Source organism: Janibacter anophelis NBRC 107843 (assembly GCF_001570945.1).
Lineage (GTDB): Bacteria > Actinomycetota > Actinomycetes > Actinomycetales > Dermatophilaceae > Janibacter > Janibacter anophelis.
Map to the genome: position 1 here is coordinate 34,021 of NZ_BCSQ01000001.1, position 15,382 is coordinate 49,402.

Below are 15,382 nucleotides of genomic sequence, written 5' to 3' on the forward strand. Positions count from 1 at the left end.
GGAGTCCCCCTCGGGCACATGCGTCAGCGCAGGATCAGTCCGGCGCCCTCGTCATCGCGGTCCACGACGACGGTCGACCCGTCACGCACCTCGCCCGACAGCAGGCCGGTGGCCAGGCGGTCACCGATCTCCTTCTGCACCAGGCGACGCAGCGGCCGGGCACCATAGGCCGGGTCGTACCCGGTCTCGGCGAGCCACTCGCGTGCGGCCGGGGTGACCTCGAGGTCGATCCGCCGGTCGGACAGGCGGGTGGCCAGCTCGCGCACCTGCAGCTCGACGATGTGGCCGAGCTCGTCGCGGTCGAGCGCGTCGAAGATGACGATCTCGTCGAGACGGTTGAGGAACTCGGGCTTGAAGGCCTGCCGCACGACGCCCATGACGGCCTCGCGCCGTGCCTCGCCCTCGAGCAGCGGGTCGGTGAGGAACTGGCTGCCGAGGTTGGAGGTCATCACGAGGATGACATTGCGGAAGTCGACCGTGCGGCCCTGGCCGTCGGTCAGGCGACCGTCGTCGAGGACCTGCAGCAGGATGTCGAAGGTCTCGGGGTGCGCCTTCTCCACCTCGTCGAGCAGGACGACCGAGTACGGGCGTCGACGCACGGCCTCGGTGAGCTGACCGCCCTCCTCGTACCCGACGTAGCCGGGCGGGGCACCGATGAGGCGCGCGACCGCGTGCCGCTCGGCGTACTCCGACATGTCGATGCGCACCATCGCGCGCTCGTCGTCGAAGAGGAAGTCCGCCAGCGACTTCGCCAGCTCGGTCTTGCCGACACCGGTCGGCCCGAGGAAGAGGAAGGACCCGGTCGGCCGGTTGGGGTCCGCGATGCCGGCCCGCGAGCGCCGCACCGCGTCCGAGACCGCGCGGACGGCATCGGTCTGGCCGATGAGCCGCGAGCCGATGATCGACTCCATGCTCAGCAGCTTTTCCGACTCGCCCTGCAGCAGGCGCCCGGCCGGGATGCCCGTCCACGCCGAGATGACCTCGGCGATGTCGTCGGCTCCGACGCGCTCCTTGACCATGAGGTCCTCGTCGCCCCTGGCCGCCTCGGCCTCGCTGGCCTGCGCCAGCTCCGCCTCGAGCGCCGGGATCTCCCCGTAGAGCAGCCGCGAGGCACCCTCGTAGTCACCGTCGCGCTGCAGCCGGTCGGCCTGCGTGCGCAGGTCGTCCAGCCGCGCCTTGAGCTCACCGACGGCGTTGAGGCCGGTCTTCTCCGACTCCCACCGCGCCGTCAGCCCGGCGAGCTCCTCGGACTTGTCCGCGAGGTCCTTGCGCAGGCGCTCCAGGCGCTCGATGGAGGCCTCGTCGGTCTCCTTGGCCAGGTGCAGCTCCTCCATCTTCAGCCGGTCGACGGCACGCTGGAGCTGGTCGATCTCGACGGGGCTGGAGTCGATCTCCATCCGCAGCCGGGACGCGGCCTCGTCGACGAGGTCAATCGCCTTGTCGGGCAGCTGCCGCCCGGTGATGTACCGGTCGGACAGCGCCGCGGCGGCGACGAGCGCGGAGTCCTCGATGGCGACCTTGTGGTGCGCCTCGTAGCGCTCCTTGAGGCCGCGCAGGATCGCGATGGAGTCCTCGACGCTCGGCTCCCCGACGAAGACCTGCTGGAACCGGCGCTCCAGCGCCGGGTCCTTCTCGATGTGCTCGCGGAACTCGTCGAGCGTCGTCGCGCCGACCAGCCGCAGCTCGCCGCGGGCGAGCATCGGCTTGAGCATGTTGCCGGCGTCCATCGCGCCGTCGCCGGAGGCGCCGGCCCCGACGACCGTGTGGAGCTCGTCGATGAAGGTGACGACCTCCCCTTCGCTCGCCTTGATCTCCTCGAGCACGGCCTTGAGCCGTTCCTCGAACTCACCGCGGTACTTGGCGCCGGCGACCATCGCGCCGAGGTCGAGGCTCACGAGGCGCTTGTCGCGCAGGGACTCCGGCACGTCGCCGGAGACGATGCGCTGGGCCAGCCCCTCGACGACGGCGGTCTTGCCGACGCCGGGCTCGCCGATGAGGACCGGGTTGTTCTTCGTGCGACGGGAGAGGACCTGCACGACGCGACGGATCTCGGCGTCACGACCGATGACGGGGTCAAGACGGCCCTCGCGCGCGGCCGCCGTGAGGTCGGTGCCGTACTGCTCGAGCGCCTCACCGCCGTCGGCGGGCGTCTCGGAGGTCACCTTGCGGCCGGCACGCAGCTCGTCGACCTTGGCCTCCATGTCCTTCGCGCCTCGCTGCTCGACCGCGGCGAGGTGGCCGGTCTCGGCGAGCGCGACGAGGAGCAGGTCGAGGGCGAGGTACTCGTCCCCCTTCGCCCGCATGAGGGTGTCCGCCTGCTGCAGGACGGCGAGCAGCTCACGACCGAGCGAAGGGGGCGATGCCGCACCGCTCGTGGTGGGCAGCGACGCCACCTTGGCGTCCGCCTGGGCGAGCACGTGCGACGCGCCGGTGCCGGCGGCCTGCAGGAGGGTGTCGCACTGCGGGGTGTCGAGCTGCACGAGCGCACTCACGAGGTGCGCGGGGGTGACCTCGGGGTGACCCTCGGTCTGGGCGGAACGCTGGGCCAGGGCAAGCGCCTCGGCCACCTTGGTGGTCGGCTTGAAGTCCATGGATCTCCTCCACGAGGTCACGGGTGATCGTCTGCTCGGATCAACCTCGTCAGAGTTGAGTCTATTCCGCTCAACCCTGGGTCGTGGAGGACTGGTCAGCAGCTGGCGGTGATGTCGCTCAGCTCGTCGCCGTTCGTCGTGGTCGTCGAGGTCGGCGGGGTCGTGGTCGTCGTCGACGTGGTGGTCTTCGACGTCGAGGGGGTCGGCTTCGGGGTCGGCTTCGGCGGGTTGATGGCCTCCTGGACCATCTCGTGGATCTTGTCGTAGTCCGGCCGGTTGACGTCGATGTTCTTGTTGGTCAGGGGCAGCGACTTGATCGAGCCGCCCTTCTGGATGCGCAGCACGAGGTCGGCCCACGCCTCGAGGTCCTGCTCCGGGATGTCGACGGTCACGTTGTCCTCGAGGGTCGCGGCCAGCGCGGGGTAGCGCATGAGCATCGACGTCGGGTTGACCTGGTTGAGCAGCGCGCCGACCATGCAGCGCTGGCGCCGCATCCGGGAGAAGTCACCGTCCGCCGAGCCGGCCCGGGAGCGGGAGTACCAGAGGGCCCGATAACCGTCGAGCTCCTGCACGCCGGGCTCGATCCAGCCGGTCGTGCCCACGACGACACCGCCCTCGATCTTGCAGCCGATGCACACCCGCTCCTTGACGTCGACGGTCACGCCGCCCATGGCGTCGACGAGCTGGGTGAAGCCCTCGAGGTTGACGACCGTCGTGTAGTCGATCTTCAGCCCGAGGATCTGCGAGGCCGCATCGCGAGTGGCGACGAGGCCCGGGTTGACGTCCGGCGGGAAGAGGTCGGCGTTGTCGCGGCCGAGGGTCCAGACGTACTCCATGAGGCACTGGTCGCCGCAGTTGTATCCGTCGGGGAACTTCTGCGACAGCGGATTCTCCGGGGAGAAGGGGATGTTCTGCAGGTTGCGGGGGATGCCGAAGAGGACCGTCTCGCCCGTCTGCGGGTCGATGCTCGCCACCATGAGCGCGTCGGGCCGGATGCCGTCGCGGTCCTGACCGGCGTCCGAGCCGACAAGCATGATGTTGACCCGGTCGGTCTCGGCCCACGGGTCGTCGCCCTCACCCGGGGCGGCGGCACCATCGGGCCGCAGGTTGTCGAAGACGTTGCCGATGAGCGAGCGCTGGATCACGGCGTAGCGCACGGACTGGGCGGCGGGGGCGAAGATCAGCAGGGAGGCCAGCGCGGCGAAGACGACCATGGCCACCTTGGGCCGACCCCGGGTGCCCTCGGGCATGTTGTCGCGGGCGGTCGTGACGATCCCCCAGATCCAGATGATCGCGCCGACCACGAGGACCGGGATGAGGACCATCAGGGCCCGACGACTGACGCCGACGCTGATGACCGAGGAGGTCACTCCCTTCGCCAGGGCCCACCCGAGCCCGACGAGCACGGTGAGGACGAAGCCGGCCAGGATCGCGATGCCGGTGCGGCGTCGGGTCGGGATCAGACCCAGGCCCGGCAGGACGGTGCTCGCGGCCGTCAGGGAGTAGTACCGGCGGCTCTGGCGTGACTTGCGCCGGGCGTTGAGCCCACGCTGTCCGAGAGCACGACTGCCCTCGGTGGTCTCGCTCTGGCCCACAGGTGCCAACCTTCGTCATCGGGGACCCGTGGACGTGCGGCATCCCTGGGCTCGTATTCACGACATCGTGACACAAAAGTGACCCCGGACTGCAACCCGCCGAAGGGAGGAACTCGGGTCGGCTGCGGGTCGTTCAGTCCCGCGGAGAGGGCTCCGGGTCGTACCACCCGTCGTGCTCCTCGGCGAGTGCCGCGAAGCGCTCGCGCAGGCCCTGCTCCACCGCTCCGGACTCGTCGGCGACCATCTCCTCGCGGACGTGGACCGCCCACTCGTGGTCCTCGCCGTCGTCCTCACCTGCGAGGGCCTCGCGCACGACGCGGACCTCGGTGAAGCCCTCGTCGCGCAGGTCATCGGCGATGCGGTCGGCGTCGTCGCGGTCCGGGAAGACCATCAGGTGATCGGACATGCCACCACCTTGTCACGGGTGTGGGGGTGGACAACAGCGTCGACCCGTGGTGTCGTCGAGGGATGGCACAGGATCAGCAGATCGTTGTCCAGCGCACCATCGACGCGCCCGCCAAGGACGTCTTCGAGGTGCTCACCAATCCCGAGCGGCACGCGGAGCTCGACGGCTCCGGCTTCGTCCGCTCCGATGAGAAGACCGACCGCATCCAGGCCGTCGGCGACGTGTTCACGATGAACATGACCGGCGACCACATGGGCGGCGACTACCAGACCGACAACCACGTCACCGCCTATGACACCAACAAGATGGTCGGGTGGAAGACGGCGCCCGCCGGCACCGAGCCGCCCGGCTGGGAGTGGCTGTGGGAGCTGGAGCCGCAGGGCCCGGACAGCACGCTCGTCACCCACACCTACGACTGGAGCCGCGTGACCGACAAGGCGCTGCTCGACAAGGTCGGCTTCCCGCTCGTCACGCAGGAGCAGCTCGAGGAGACGCTCGGTCGGCTCGCGGCCGCCGTGAGCAGTTGACGACAGAGGCGGCATGATCGGCGCATGTCCCTCGACGTCGCCGCGCTGCGTGCCCGCTTCCCTTCGCTGACCTCCGGCATCGCCCACTTCGACGGGCCCGGCGGCACCCAGACGCCGGCCGAGGTCGGCGCGGCGATCGCCGCCACGCTCACCGGGCCGCTGTCCAACCGCGGCACCTCCGTGGCGAGCGAACGCAACGCCGAGGCGGCCATCGCGGGGTTCCGCTCCGCGATGGCCGACCTGCTCGGCACCGCGCCGGAGGGGATCGTGCACGGCCGCAGCGCCACCCAGCTCACCTATGACCTCTCCCGGACACTGGCGAAGGGGTGGGGCCCGGGTGACGAGGTCGTCGTCACCGAGCTCGACCACGACTGCAACGTGCGTCCGTGGGTGCAGGCCGCGGCGAACGTCGGGGCCACCGTCCGGTGGCTGCGCCTGGACCCGGCGACAGCGGAGCTCGACCTCGACGCGCTGGACGAGGTCGTCACCGAGCGCACCCGCCTGGTCGCGGTGACCGGCGCGTCCAACCTGCTCGGCACGATGCCGCCGGTGGCCCGGATCGCGGCGCGGGCCCATGCGGTCGGGGCCCTCGTGCACGTCGACGGGGTGCACCTCACCGCGCACTCGCACATCGACGTCACCGCGCTCGGTGCGGACTTCTTCGTGTGCTCGCCGTACAAGTTCTTCGGCCCGCACTGCGCGGCGCTGGCCGCCGATCCCGCGCTGCTGGAGACCCTGCACCCGGACAAGTTGCTGCCGTCGACGGATGCGGTCCCGGAGCGCTTCGAGCTCGGGACGCTCCCCTACGAGTTGCTGGCCGGGGTGGACGCGCATTTCCCCGGGGAAATGCGCGTTCTTGGGCCCGGGACGTCGCATTGCCCCACGGCAATGCAGTCTCTTGACATCGAGACTGTGCATTTCCCCGGGGAAATGCGCGGTCAGTGGGTGGTTGGGCCGGGTGGGCGTGGTGCGGCCGAGCGGGTCAGCGGGGGTCGCGGCCGGTGAGGGCCAGGGCCCGGTCCTGGCGGGAGGCGTCCGGGCCGACCTCGACCGCGGGGCCGCAGACGCCCTCGCCACGGATCCCGTCGCCGAAGCCCTCGATCGCCGCCTCGACCTGGTCGAGCTCGGTCTGCGAGAACTCGACCGGCACACCTGCCGCCCGACCGACGTCCCAGCGGTGGACGATCAGGTCGAAGCCGTAGAACTGGTCGAAGGCGTCCCCCACGGTCGTCGTGCCGAAGGGGGTCTCGTAGGGCCGCTCGCCGAAGGTGTCGTCGGCGAGCTGCCGGGCCACGGCCTCCGCGTGGGTGCGCCACGCCGTCGCCGGGCCGAGCGCAGCGATCGTCGGCGCCGGGTCCGGCAGGTCGGCGCCCGCCTTGAGCAGGAAGTCCCGCTGGGTGTCGATGAGGTGCTGGAGGACGTCGAGGCCGGACCAGCCCTCGCACGGGCTCGCCCCCTCGAGCGCCTGCGGGTCGGTGGCATCGACCAGTCGCATCAGCGGGGTGTTCTTGCGGTCGAAGACGGAGGCGGCGTCACGAGGCAGCGGCATGGCCCCAGCCTGCCAGTGCCCTCCGACAGCCGCCACGCCCCACACGGGTCAGGAGCCGGCAGCGGAGTCGAGCGCGGACAGGGCAGCGGCACCGAGGTCGGCCGCCGACCACTCACCGTCGTGGCTCACGGGAGATGCATCAGGGTGACTGGCGAAGCCGCGACCCGCTCCCTCATTGCGCATCGGGGTGACCTTCCAGCGGGAGCCCTTCAGTCCGACGGCCACGGACGCGACGCCTGCGGCCAGCATGGCGTTCTCCGTCTCGAAGCCAAGAGCCCGCGACCCCGGCGTCGCCTCCGTCCCGCCGAGAGGCGGCAGAGCCTCCACCCCGATGGCGCCGGAGCGCTCGATCCCGGCGAGCACGGCTTCACCCACCCGCTCGGCTGTCGCCTCGTCGCTCCCGACGACCTGCGTCCAGCCGTCCGCCACTCGGCCGCCCCCGGCGAGCATCGAGGTGGACTCCACGGCGATCCCCTCCGTCGACCGGTAGAGGTTCACGGCCTTCCTCACGAGGACTCCTTCACCACGCACCTGGCATACCTGAGGCCTTGCGCCACGACATTCCGCGGCAGGCCTCGCCTCGAGGGTGGTGGACCGCGCATCCGTTGTCCATCGGAAGCGCTCCTCGCTGACCCGTGGGGGACCGGACCGGACCTCCCCCCTTCGTCCTGCGGGTGAACTCCCGGCGGCGACTTGGCGAAGGGGGCCCACGCCCCCTTGATCGTGCCGTGTCCCCCGGCGAGCATGTGCTCGACATGAGCGGGCTCTTCGTCGCCGTCGGCGACTCCTTCACCGAGGGCGTGGGCGACCCGAACCTGCACTACCCCAACCAGGTTCGCGGCTGGGCGGACCGCTTCGCCCGACAACTGGGGCGCGCCGACCCGACGTGGCGCTACGCGAACTTCGCGATCCGCAGCAAGTTCCTCGACCAGGTCGTCAGCGACCAGCTCGAGCCCGCACTGGCGCTGGGTCCGACGCACATCTCCTTCAGCGCCGGTGGCAACGACCTGCTCGCCCTGCGCGCGGACGTCGACGGCATCGCCGAGCGCTACGAGCAGGCCCTCCTGAGACTCGTCGACTCGGGCGCGCACGTCATCGTCTTCACGACCTTCGTGCCCCGCGCGACCGGCCTGCTCAAGCCGCTGGCGCGTCGGGTCGGCGCGTTCAACGACGCGATCCGCGACCTCGCGGCGAGCCACGACGTGACCCTCATCGACCACGACGCGATGCGCGAGTTCGACGCCAAGGGGCTGTGGGCGCTCGACCGCATCCACATGTCGCGTCCGGGGCACAAGCGGATGGCCGCCGTCGTCGCCGAGACGCTCGAGGTACCGCACACGCTCAAGCTGAGCGACCTCATGCCCCCGGACGCCCCCGGCTGGCGCCACGCGCTGCGCAACGAGGCGGAGTTCGTCCGCGACGAGGTCGTCCCGCTCGTGCGGCGGCGCATGCGCGGCGAGTACGAAGGGGACACCACCCGCCCCAAGTGGCCCGAGCCGATCCATCCCCGGGACGGCATGAAGCGCCTGGCCGCGGAGCAGGCCGCGGTCGAGCGACGCCTGCGCGCCTGGGGCGAGGTGCTCGAGCGGGTCTGAGCCCGCTCCGCATCCCCCAGCCACCCGGATCGAGGTATGAACAGCCTCTTGGGAGGGCCGTTGCTACCTCCACCGTGGAGACGTCGGACGAAGGGGGATCAGCGCGGCTGCCACACGACGAGCGCCTGCTCGCCGCTGCGGTCGGGGCGCTGGCCGTGGCGCAGCGCGACGATCTCGCCCTGCGAGCCGACGGCGAAGAAGCGCCGCCCGCGGCCGAGCTCCTCACGCGCGGCGTCCAGCTCGTCGTCGAGCTCGGCGACCCGGGCGCGCAGGGCCTCGACCTGGTGCTCGAGGTCGAAGATCCGCTGGATCGCCCCGAGCGAGACCCCCTCCTCCTGGGAGAGGCGCTGCACCTCGCGCAGCCGGGTGACGTCGGCGGCGCTGTAGCGCCGGCCGCCCCCTCGGGTGCGTGAGGGGGTGACGAGACCGATGCGGTCGTACTGCCGCAGGGTCTGCGCGTGCATGCCGGCGAGCTCGGCGGCCACGGAGATGACGAAGACAGGCGTGCGGTCGTCACCGCTCAGTCCTGAGATCCGGGTCATCGGGCCCACCTCCCTTTCGAGGCTCCTTCGTCGCGCCTCAAGACGGCGCCTTCGTCATCTCCGTCGCCACCGGCTCGCCATCAGTGTCGCGCTCAGGCGCTCGCGGCGGCGACCAACGCGGCACGCGGGTCGTCGGTGCGGGCATCGCGCAGGACCTCGACGGCCTCGCGCTCGGCCCGGCTGAGCTCGGTCGGCACGATGATCTGGACCTTGGCGAGCAGGTCGCCGGTCGCCCCCTTCGTCGCGATGCCGCGGCCCTTGAGCCGCAGCACGCGGCCACTCGGGGTGCCCGGCGCTACGCGCACCTTGACCTGCGACCCGTCGAGGGTCGGCACGGCGACCGTGGCACCGAGGGCAGCCTCGGCGAAGGTCACCGGCAGGTCGAGGGTGAGGTTGTTGCCGTCGCGGCCGTAGACCGGGTGCTTGCCGACCGACACGGTGAGGATGAGGTCACCGCGGGGCCCGCCTTGGTCGCCGTGAGCGCCCTTGCCGCGCAGGCGGATCTTTTGCCCGTCCTTGACGCCGGCAGGGATCTTGGCGTTGACCTTTTCGCCGTTGACGCTCAGCGAGATCGTCCGCCCTTCGACGGCGTCGCGGAAGGACAGCTCGGTGCGGGCGGTGAGGTCCTGGCCCTTGACCGGGCCCCCCGGGGCGCGGAAGCCCGCACCCTGCCCGCCGAAGCCGGCCCCGGCGCCACCGCCGAACATCGACAGGATGTCCTCGAGGTCGGGCTCACCCGCCCCACCCCCGGCGAAGGGAGAGCCGCCGCCGGTGCTGTAGCGCATCCGGGAGCCACCCCCACCTCCGCCGAAGGCGGAGAAGATGTCCTCGAAGCCCGCGCCCCCGCCCGGACCGCCGGCGGTGAAGCGTGCACCGCCGCCGGTCATCGAGCGGATGGCGTCGTACTCACGACGCTGCTCGGGGTCGGAGAGCACGGCGTGCGCCTCACCGACGTCCTTGAACTTCTGCTCGGCGGCGTCGTCCCCGACGTTGCGGTCGGGGTGGTACTGCTTGGCGAGCTTGCGGTAGGCCTTCTTGATCTCCGCGGTATCAGCGTCCTTGGCGACGCCCAGGACCGCGTAGAAGTCCTTGTCCAACCAGTCCTGACTGGCCATGTCTCCTCCTCTCGGGTAGTGGGGTTACTGCGGGTCGGCGACCGCGACGCGGGCGGCGCGCAGAACGCGCTCGCCGGCGCGGTAGCCGGGCTGGAGCACGGTGACGACCGTCGTGGCCGTCGCGTCGCTCGGCAGCTCCGGGTCGGAGGCATCCCACGCGCCGTGCATGAGGGCCTCGTGCACGTTGGGGTCGAAGGCCTCGCCCTTGACGCCCACGCGCTCCAGGCCCTGCTTGGTGAGGACCTGCTCGAGCTTGTCGGCGATCGCCCGGAAGGGGCTGCCCTCCGGCAGGTCGCCGTGCTGCTCGGCGAGGTGGATCTCGTCGAGGACCGGCAGGAGCGACTCGAGCAGGTCGTGGACTGCGCGCTCCTTGTGCACCGGGAGGTCCCGGTCGACGCGCCGCTTGTAGTTGACGTACTCGGCCTGCAGGCGCAGGTAGTCGTCCTGGAGCTGGTCGGCGCGGGCCGTGTCGGGGTGTGCCTCGGCGTCGCCGGCGGCCTCCCCTTCGCCCGGGGCCGGGGTGGCCCCGTCGGCGCCGGTGGCCCCGTCCGCCGGGGTGGCCGACTCGGGCGCAGCGTCGGCTGCGGCCTCGTCGACCACCTCGGCCTCGACGACCTGCTCCTCGGCACCCGACGTCGCGCCAGCGGACTGCGCACTCACGTCGGGGTCGATCGGCTGGTTGGGGTCGGTCACTTCTTCTCCTCGTCGTCGTCGACGACCTCGGCGTCGACGATGTCGTCGTCACCCTCGGGGGCGGGCTGCTCGGCGCCGGCGTCGCCGCCGGGGGCCGCGCCCTCGCCCTGCTCCGCGGAGGCCGCGTAGAGGGCGGCGCCCATCTTCTGCGACTCCTCGTTGAGGGTGTCGACCTTCTTGGTGATGTCCTCGACGCTGGCCTCGGACTCGGGCTTGAGCGCCTCCTTGAGGTCGGCGAGCGCGTCGTCGACGGGCTTGCGCTGCTCGTCGGTCAGCTTGTCGCCGGACTCGGAGAGGAACTTCTCGGTGGAGTAGACGAGGTTCTCGCCGTTGTTGCGGGCCTCGGTCTCCTCGCGACGCTTCTTGTCCTCGTCGGCGTGCGCCTCGGCCTCCTTGACCATGCGCTCGATCTCCTCCTTCGACAGCGCGGAGCCGCCGGAGATGGTGATCTTCTGCTCCTGGCCGGTGCCACGGTCCTTGGCGGTGACGTGGACGATGCCGTTGGCGTCGATGTCGAAGGTGACCTCGATCTGCGGCACGCCGCGCGGCGCCGGCGCGATGCCGGAGAGCTCGAAGGTGCCGAGGTTCTTGTTCTGCTGCGCGATCTCGCGCTCACCCTGGAAGACCTGGATCAGCACGGAGGGCTGGTTGTCCTCGGCGGTGGAGAAGACCTCGGAGCGCTTCGTCGGGATGGCGGTGTTGCGCTCGATGAGCTTGGTGAAGAGGCCACCCTTGGTCTCGATGCCGAGGGAGAGCGGCGTGACGTCGATGAGCAGGACGTCCTTGCGCTCGCCCTTGAGGACACCGGCCTGCAGGGCCGCGCCGAGCGCGACGACCTCGTCCGGGTTGACGCCCTTGTTGGGCTCCTTGCCGCCGGTGAGCTCCTTGACGAGCGAGCTAACGGCCGGCATGCGGGTGGAGCCACCGACGAGGACCACGTGGTCGATGTCGGAGAGCTGGACGCCCGCGTCCTTGATGACGTTCTCGAAGGGGGTCTTGGTCCGGTCGAGCAGGTCCTTGGTCATCTGCTCGAAGTTCGCGCGGGAGAGCGACTCGTCGAGGTGGATGGGGCCGTTCTCGCCCATGGACAGGTACTGCAGGTTGATCGACGTGGTCGACGAGGAGGAGAGCTCCTTCTTCGCCTGCTCCGCCGCGTCACGCAGACGCTGCATGGCGATCTTGTCGCCGGAGAGGTCGACGCCGGTGTTGTTCTTCACCTGGGTCAGGAGGTGATCGACGATGCGCTCGTCCCAGTCGTCGCCACCGAGCTGGTTGTCACCGGAGGTCGCGCTGACCTGGATGGTGGAGAAGCCGTCCTCGGGGTCCTTGCCGACCTCGAGCAGGGAGACGTCGAAGGTGCCACCACCGAGGTCGAAGACGAGGATGAGCTCGTCCTCCTTGCCCTTGTCGAGGCCGTAGGCCAGGGCGGCCGCCGTCGGCTCGTTGACGATGCGCAGGACGTTGAGGCCCGCGATCTCGCCGGCCTCCTTGGTGGCCTGGCGCTCGGCGTCGTCGAAGTAGGCGGGGACGGTGATGACCGCGTCGGTGACGTCCTCACCGAGGTAGGACTCGGCGTCGCGCTTGAGCTTCTGCAGCGTACGGGCGCTGATCTCCTGGGCGGTGTACTTCTTGCCGTCGATGTCGTCGGTCGTCCAGTCGGTGCCCATGTGGCGCTTGACCGAGCGGATGGTGCGGTCGGCGTTGGTCACCGCCTGACGCTTGGCGATGTCGCCGACGAGGACCTCGCCGCCCTTGGAAAAGGCGACGACGGACGGGGTGGTGCGACCACCCTCGGCGTTCGCGATGATCGTGGGCTCGCCACCCTCGAGGACGGCGACAGCAGAGTTGGTGGTTCCGAGGTCGATGCCAACGGCACGGGCCATGAGGCGCTCCTTTGTATCGGGTGGCCGAGGGGTTCCCCGACCGAAGTTGAGTTGCTGCTGCTCAACCTAGGCACCCCGTCTGGCTTGCGCAAATCCGGGACCCAAAAGTTGAGTTCTCTTGGCTCAACTACGGGCGAAGGTGGTTCATTCCCAGGGCCGCGCAATGCTTCTCCGACCCTCTCGGTGAGGACGTCGTGGCACCCTCGACGCATGTCCGCCGACGTCGCGCCCGTCATCTGCTGGGTGCCGCCGCGTGGAGACCGGGGCGAGCGCCCCTGGGTGCTCCTCCACGGATCGGGCGGGCATGAGACCGATTTGCTGCCCTTGGCCGCGAGGGTCTCGCCGTCAGCGGCGAAGATCGCGCCCCGCGGCAGCGTGGCGATGGAGGGCGGATTCGCTCACTTCCACCGACGTCCCGACCGGACGATCGACGAGGACGACCTGCTCCGCCGCGTCGTGCCCCTCGCTCGCCTGCTCGACAGCGCGTTGGCCGATCATGGTCTCGACCGGCCACCGATTCTCCTGGGCTTCTCCAACGGCGCCATCATGGCGGCGGCCCTCCTGGCCCACACCCCGGAGCTCTTCGAGGCGGCGGTGCTCCTTCGGCCCCTCGCACCGTTCGTCGACGCGTCGCTGCCCACCATGGACGCCATGCCGATCCTCGTGCTCGATGCCGCTGGCGACACACGCCGGTCCAATGCGGACGGTCACCGCCAGGCCCAGGTCCTCACCCGTGCCGGTGCACACGTCACGCACTCGACACTCCCGACCGGCCACGCCGTCAGCGACCACGATGTGCACGCGATCGTCCGATGGCTCGACGCCAACGGACTGGCATAGAGGTCAGGCGGCCGCTGCCGCGAGACGGGAACCTGCAGGCGCCGCAGGTGCACCGGGCCCCGAGGCCCCGGCAGGATGGACCCCATGACGAGCCACCTGTCCATCGCGTCGCGCAACTCGGTCCTGTCGATCGCCTCCGAGGGGTCGGTGCTCTCGATCGGCAGTGTCGGCTCGGCCCTGTCGATCGGGAGCGTCGGCTCCTTCGGCTCCGTGCTGTCGGTCGGCTCGTCGATGTCACTCGGCTCGGCGTTGTCCTGGCAGAGCCTCGGATCGGCCCTGTCGGCGCAGAGCACCGCCGCGCTGCTGTCCAGCCAGTCGACGCGAGCCGTGCGCGCCGAGCGCGCCCACGGTCACCTGCCGGCGATGCGGGCTCCGCTGCTCGTCGCCGCCGCGCTCGTGGCGTGCGGCGCGACCTACGCCATCACTCGGCGGCTCGCCGGCTGACCACGTGACTCACGCAGGGGACCATCCAGGGTCGCGCCCGGACAGCCCGATGACCCGGTCGAGCTGCGAAGCCCCTTCTGCGACAGGCACCCTCGGCCCGAAGAGCCCCTGGCGCGCCTCCGGCTCGTCCGGGATCGACGCACAGAACTCCTCGGCCGCGTCCAGTGCCGCCTGGTCCGGCTCGTAAGCCTGCCCAGTCGCGACCGCGAGGTCCCAGCCGTGGACGACGAGCTCGTCGAGGGCGACGGCGGCCGCGACGTCACCGGGCATGTCGAGCCCGCCGGCACGGGTCATCCCCTCCCACGCCGCCGGATTCCGCCAGGCCTGGGCCAGCTCGTCGAGCCGACGGGGGATCACCGCCGGCCAGTCATCGGGCAGCGAGGACGCGGCGGGGTCCGGGGCGGAGGACGAAGGGAGGGACTCCCCCTTCGTCGCCGCGTCGCGGAAGGCGACCGCGAGGTCGTGGACGTGGCCGAGCAGCTGCGACACCGTCAACCCGCTCGGGGTCGGTGCGCCGAGCTGGTCCTCGGCCGTGCCCGCGACGAGCGCGGACATCCGCTGGGTCGATCCGGAGAAGTCGATGAGCTGGTCCATACCGACCAGCGTCCTCCTCGGAGCCACTCTTGTCGCCCGCTCGTGGGACTCGCCGGACTGCGACTACCGTTGGTCCATGGCGCAGGACCTCGCCTCCGTCCTGAACGACACGGTGCGCACCCACGCGCAGCAGGTCGAGTCATGGGACCGCGCCGTCCGTGACGACGCCGACGACGCGGTCCACCAGATGCGCGTGTCGGCACGAACCCTGCGCTCCGTCGTGCAGGTCTTCGGCCCCTGCCTCGCGACGGACCAGGCCCGGGAGATCAACCGCACCCTGCGGCGTCTCGGTCGGCGCCTCTCCCCCGCCCGCGACGCGGAGGTGCTGTGCGAGCTGGTCGCCGCGCGCCTCGACGAGCTCCCGGTCGACCTCACCGCCGCCCTGCCGGGCAAGACCGCACGGCGGCTGACCCGCCTGGCGGACAAGGAGTACGCGACCGCACAGGCCGAACTGGCGGATGCCCTGGACACCTCGGAGCACCGGGGCGATCTCGCGTACGTCTCCCGGCTGGACTCGGTCGACCTCGCCGACGACCTGACCGATGACCAACGGGAGGACGCCGCGGCGGCTCTGTCCCCCTTCGTCCTGCGTCGGGTGGACGAGATCGTGACGATGGCGAAGGGGGCGACCGCCACCTCATCGCCCCGCGAACGCAATGTGCAGCTGCACGAGCTGCGCAGGGAGGCCAAGAGGTTGCGTCTGGCCGCGGAGGGCGTGCGGGAGGAGACCGGTCTCGACCTCGGTCAGGACGTGGCCGTCGCGGTGCGCCGCGCGCACAAGCTGCAGCGCGCGCTCGGCGACCACCGCGACTCGGTGATCCTGCAGGAGCTGCTGCTGCGGGCGGCGGACCGGGCTCGCGACAAGGGCAGGGACACGTTCGGTCACGGTGTGCTCTTCGCCCACGAGGCGAGGGTCCAGGAGGCGGCACTCGCTCGGGCCGAGCGGCACCTCGCCCGCCTCGGCTGACACCCCCGAACGCGCATTTCCCCGGGGAGATGCGCGGTCTG

The 15,382-nt window shown here is 70.9% G+C and carries 16 protein-coding genes; 6 read left to right on the forward strand and 10 right to left on the reverse strand.

Annotated features, from left to right (window positions below; all coding sequences use genetic code 11):
- Nucleotides 1-23: 23 nt before the first annotated feature.
- The 3 genes from clpB to JAN01S_RS00190 all read right to left on the reverse strand — a co-directional run bounded on the left by clpB (nt 24) and on the right by JAN01S_RS00190 (nt 4,592).
- Nucleotides 24-2,591, reverse strand: coding sequence for an ATP-dependent chaperone ClpB (gene clpB, locus JAN01S_RS00180; RefSeq protein ID WP_068311826.1), 2,568 nt, complete (start codon nt 2,589-2,591; stop codon nt 24-26).
- A 95-nt stretch (nt 2,592-2,686) separates the two neighbouring features.
- Entirely contained in the window at nt 2,687-4,186 is a 1,500-nt protein-coding gene (locus JAN01S_RS00185; protein WP_068311829.1) for an LCP family protein, read from the reverse strand.
- 133 nt (nt 4,187-4,319) lie between these two features.
- Complete coding sequence (locus tag JAN01S_RS00190) at nt 4,320-4,592, reverse strand: ribonuclease E inhibitor RraB (RefSeq protein ID WP_068311831.1); 273 nt, start codon at nt 4,590-4,592, stop codon at nt 4,320-4,322.
- Nucleotides 4,593-4,654: 62 nt separating this feature from the next.
- Between JAN01S_RS00190 and JAN01S_RS00195 the strand changes: the two genes are divergently transcribed.
- Nucleotides 4,655-5,119: an SRPBCC family protein gene (locus JAN01S_RS00195; RefSeq protein ID WP_068311834.1), complete on the forward strand. Its 465-nt coding sequence runs from the start codon at nt 4,655-4,657 to the stop codon at nt 5,117-5,119.
- A 24-nt stretch (nt 5,120-5,143) separates the two neighbouring features.
- Nucleotides 5,144-6,124 (forward strand): aminotransferase class V-fold PLP-dependent enzyme, encoded by a 981-nt coding sequence (locus tag JAN01S_RS00200; RefSeq protein ID WP_084359865.1) that lies wholly within the window; start codon nt 5,144-5,146, stop codon nt 6,122-6,124.
- On the opposite strand, the gene JAN01S_RS00205 is transcribed toward JAN01S_RS00200, so the two are convergent.
- Both JAN01S_RS00205 and JAN01S_RS00210 read right to left on the reverse strand, forming a co-directional pair.
- The gene (locus JAN01S_RS00205; RefSeq protein ID WP_068311837.1) at nt 6,102-6,668 is read right to left on the reverse strand and encodes a TIGR03086 family metal-binding protein; all 567 of its coding nucleotides are present in this window, start codon (nt 6,666-6,668) and stop codon (nt 6,102-6,104) included. The two genes, JAN01S_RS00200 and JAN01S_RS00205, sit on opposite strands and share 23 nt — an antisense overlap.
- Before the next feature lie 48 nt (nt 6,669-6,716).
- On the reverse strand, nt 6,717-7,178 hold the full coding sequence (locus tag JAN01S_RS00210) for a hypothetical protein (RefSeq protein WP_157075530.1): 462 nt from the start codon (nt 7,176-7,178) through the stop codon (nt 6,717-6,719).
- Between the two features lie 245 nt (nt 7,179-7,423).
- Between JAN01S_RS00210 and JAN01S_RS00215 the strand changes: the two genes are divergently transcribed.
- A complete protein-coding gene (locus tag JAN01S_RS00215; protein WP_068312133.1) occupies nt 7,424-8,263 on the forward strand; it encodes an SGNH/GDSL hydrolase family protein in 840 nt (279 codons plus the stop codon).
- A gap of 98 nt (nt 8,264-8,361) precedes the next feature.
- Here the strand turns inward: JAN01S_RS00215 and JAN01S_RS00220 are convergent, their stop codons facing one another.
- The 4 genes from JAN01S_RS00220 to dnaK all read right to left on the reverse strand — a co-directional run bounded on the left by JAN01S_RS00220 (nt 8,362) and on the right by dnaK (nt 12,496).
- Entirely contained in the window at nt 8,362-8,805 is a 444-nt protein-coding gene (locus JAN01S_RS00220) for a heat shock protein transcriptional repressor HspR (protein ID WP_068311843.1), read from the reverse strand.
- Nucleotides 8,806-8,897: 92 nt separating this feature from the next.
- Nucleotides 8,898-9,920 carry a DnaJ C-terminal domain-containing protein gene (locus JAN01S_RS00225; RefSeq protein WP_068311846.1) on the reverse strand — a complete coding sequence of 341 codons (1,023 nt, stop codon included), beginning with the start codon at nt 9,918-9,920 and terminating at the stop codon, nt 8,898-8,900.
- A 24-nt stretch (nt 9,921-9,944) separates the two neighbouring features.
- Nucleotides 9,945-10,613 (reverse strand): nucleotide exchange factor GrpE, encoded by a 669-nt coding sequence (locus tag JAN01S_RS00230; protein ID WP_068311849.1) that lies wholly within the window; start codon nt 10,611-10,613, stop codon nt 9,945-9,947.
- Nucleotides 10,610-12,496, reverse strand: coding sequence for a molecular chaperone DnaK (dnaK, locus tag JAN01S_RS00235; RefSeq protein ID WP_068311853.1), 1,887 nt, complete (start codon nt 12,494-12,496; stop codon nt 10,610-10,612). Before dnaK ends, JAN01S_RS00230 begins: the two co-directional genes overlap by 4 nt.
- 210 nt (nt 12,497-12,706) lie before the next feature.
- Between dnaK and JAN01S_RS00240 the strand changes: the two genes are divergently transcribed.
- Together JAN01S_RS00240 and JAN01S_RS00245 are read left to right on the forward strand one after the other, a co-directional pair.
- Complete coding sequence (locus tag JAN01S_RS00240; RefSeq protein WP_068311856.1) at nt 12,707-13,336, forward strand: alpha/beta hydrolase; 630 nt, start codon at nt 12,707-12,709, stop codon at nt 13,334-13,336.
- 84 nt (nt 13,337-13,420) lie between these two features.
- A complete protein-coding gene (locus tag JAN01S_RS00245) occupies nt 13,421-13,780 on the forward strand; it encodes a hypothetical protein (protein ID WP_084359866.1) in 360 nt (119 codons plus the stop codon).
- Nucleotides 13,781-13,789: 9 nt separating this feature from the next.
- Here JAN01S_RS00245 and JAN01S_RS00250 read toward each other — a convergent pair whose 3' ends face one another.
- Nucleotides 13,790-14,374 (reverse strand): TIGR03086 family metal-binding protein, encoded by a 585-nt coding sequence (locus JAN01S_RS00250; protein WP_068311862.1) that lies wholly within the window; start codon nt 14,372-14,374, stop codon nt 13,790-13,792.
- A gap of 76 nt (nt 14,375-14,450) precedes the next feature.
- Here JAN01S_RS00250 and JAN01S_RS00255 point away from each other — a divergent pair, with 76 nt between their 5' ends.
- Nucleotides 14,451-15,341 (forward strand): CHAD domain-containing protein, encoded by an 891-nt coding sequence (locus JAN01S_RS00255; protein WP_068311865.1) that lies wholly within the window; start codon nt 14,451-14,453, stop codon nt 15,339-15,341.
- Nucleotides 15,342-15,382 lie beyond the last annotated feature (41 nt).

Coding starts and splice junctions, on each gene's coding strand:
- JAN01S_RS00190 (WP_068311831.1), bottom strand. CDS start 4,592: ATGTCCGATCACCTGATGGTCTTCCCGGACCGCGACGACGCCGACCGC.
- JAN01S_RS00225 (WP_068311846.1), bottom strand. CDS start 9,920: ATGGCCAGTCAGGACTGGTTGGACAAGGACTTCTACGCGGTCCTGGGC.
- JAN01S_RS00250 (WP_068311862.1), bottom strand. CDS start 14,374: ATGGACCAGCTCATCGACTTCTCCGGATCGACCCAGCGGATGTCCGCG.
- JAN01S_RS00220 (WP_068311843.1), bottom strand. CDS start 8,805: ATGACCCGGATCTCAGGACTGAGCGGTGACGACCGCACGCCTGTCTTC.
- JAN01S_RS00195 (WP_068311834.1), top strand. CDS start 4,655: ATGGCACAGGATCAGCAGATCGTTGTCCAGCGCACCATCGACGCGCCC.
- JAN01S_RS00255 (WP_068311865.1), top strand. CDS start 14,451: ATGGCGCAGGACCTCGCCTCCGTCCTGAACGACACGGTGCGCACCCAC.
- JAN01S_RS00215 (WP_068312133.1), top strand. CDS start 7,424: ATGAGCGGGCTCTTCGTCGCCGTCGGCGACTCCTTCACCGAGGGCGTG.
- clpB (WP_068311826.1), bottom strand. CDS start 2,591: ATGGACTTCAAGCCGACCACCAAGGTGGCCGAGGCGCTTGCCCTGGCC.
- JAN01S_RS00245 (WP_084359866.1), top strand. CDS start 13,421: ATGACGAGCCACCTGTCCATCGCGTCGCGCAACTCGGTCCTGTCGATC.
- JAN01S_RS00205 (WP_068311837.1), bottom strand. CDS start 6,668: ATGCCGCTGCCTCGTGACGCCGCCTCCGTCTTCGACCGCAAGAACACC.
- JAN01S_RS00240 (WP_068311856.1), top strand. CDS start 12,707: ATGTCCGCCGACGTCGCGCCCGTCATCTGCTGGGTGCCGCCGCGTGGA.
- JAN01S_RS00200 (WP_084359865.1), top strand. CDS start 5,144: ATGTCCCTCGACGTCGCCGCGCTGCGTGCCCGCTTCCCTTCGCTGACC.
- dnaK (WP_068311853.1), bottom strand. CDS start 12,496: ATGGCCCGTGCCGTTGGCATCGACCTCGGAACCACCAACTCTGCTGTC.